At 31.1% G+C, this 1,630-nt stretch carries 3 protein-coding genes; all 3 read left to right on the forward strand.

Annotation, left to right across the window (positions count from 1 at the left end):
- The first annotated feature begins 13 nt into the window (after positions 1-13).
- The gene (locus CXF67_RS09655; protein ID WP_102088571.1) at positions 14-421 is read left to right on the forward strand and encodes a VOC family protein; all 408 of its coding nucleotides are present in this window, start codon (positions 14-16) and stop codon (positions 419-421) included.
- 442 nt (positions 422-863) lie between these two features.
- Positions 864-1,367, forward strand: coding sequence for a DUF5946 family protein (locus CXF67_RS09660; protein WP_102088570.1), 504 nt, complete (start codon positions 864-866; stop codon positions 1,365-1,367).
- A gap of 45 nt (positions 1,368-1,412) precedes the next feature.
- Positions 1,413-1,630 (forward strand): glycosyltransferase (locus CXF67_RS09665; RefSeq protein ID WP_180957951.1); only part of this gene is annotated, 218 nt, incomplete at its 3' end.

A 1,630-nucleotide genomic window follows, 5' to 3' on the forward strand; every position in this document is an offset into this window, starting at 1 on the left:
AAAAAAGGATCAAATAGAAAAGACAGCTTCTAAAGTTGATAACACCCCAAAAGTGACAGGTGTTGGCGGAATTTTCTTTTATTCCGATAATTTGGAAGAAACCCATAAATGGTACCAGGAAAATTTAGGGATTGAAATGAATGATTGGGGATCTTCAAGTTTTGACAGTAGAGATATTAATAATCCTGAACAAATAAACTCTCTTCAATGGAAACCTTTCAAAAAAGGGGATGAGTATTTTTCGCCATCGAAAAAAGAGTTTATGATTAATTATCAAGTTCAAAATATTGAAGGACTTGTAAATAAACTAAAGAAAAACGGAGTAACCATAATTGACAGCATTGAAACTTTCGATTATGGAAAATTTGCACATATATTAGACAAAGAAGGTAACAAAATAGAATTGTGGGAACCAATATAATCTAACAAATTATAGGTAGAATTTGCTCAAAACAATTCTACGTAAAGAAAAAAAACAACCTTTTAATAAAATCTTTAAATAATAAAGGCTCTTGGAGTAATTTGAAGGTTTGTCTGTTTTTATAACTAAAACTATTATGGTAAATTCTATTTTAATAAAAAGATAAAAAAGTATACCAACTACTCCCCAAAAACGCTATCAAACAACGAGAACGACCGATTTTTACAAATTTATATCATTTCCAGTGAGTAACTTTGGATATCGATAACCAAAACAAATATTAGAAATTGATAAAGAAGTTGTTGCTTGGAAAAATAAGGGTAAGACAATAGACGTAAAAGGTCATCAATTATTTTATATAAAAGAAGTTAGTGGTCATTTTAAAAAAAAATACTCTAAAGACGATAAGTAGAAATATACAATAAATTTAAAACAAACTAAAATGGCAAAATGCTTTTCCTGCAATGCGGAAATACCAGATATTGAGGGAGAAGTACACAGATATATGGATTCTTCACCGGGCTGTTGGAAATTGTATGGACAAATTTTAGAGAAAGAGTATTCACATCCTCCTGATTATATGGAAAACCACAGAATAACAGTAGATGCTATTGCGGTCCAGCATTATGGTACACCTTCTCTTCAAGTGATTCAATCAGTGAACCTTCATTTGGCAAGTATGTATCTTATTTATAAAAAAAGTTTTGATGTAAAAAAAGCACACAGCGGATTAACAGTATTAGCTAAATATAAATCAGAATTGTCTTGGTTAGAACCTCCCAGAATAGTTGGAGAAATAACAGTGGAAGACATACTTAAAGCCACTAATCCCCAAGAGTATTGCAAACTCGTTTATAAATGGGGAATGTCTGTATGGAATGCATGGAAAGTACACCACGAAGTAATAGAAGTCTTTGTAGAAAGACATAAAAATGAAATTTATTGAGATACCTTAACCATTACAAACCACCGTTTGTAATAAACTAAAAAAATGAAAATTCTTTTAACTTCGATAGGCACAAGAGGGGATATTGAACCTTTTCTGGCAATAGGGGAAATTCTATATAAAAGAGGTCATGAAGTGGCTTTTTCATTTCCTGAACAATTCTCCAACATCATTCCAAATGATTATCGATTTCATTCTCTTTCTCCGAAAATAATCGAACTTATAGAAAGTGAAGAAGGTAGAATAGTAATGGGGAAAGCTAG

Origin of the sequence: Psychroflexus sp. MES1-P1E (assembly GCF_002836055.1) — a bacterium.
Taxonomy (GTDB): Bacteria; Bacteroidota; Bacteroidia; order Flavobacteriales; family Flavobacteriaceae; genus Psychroflexus.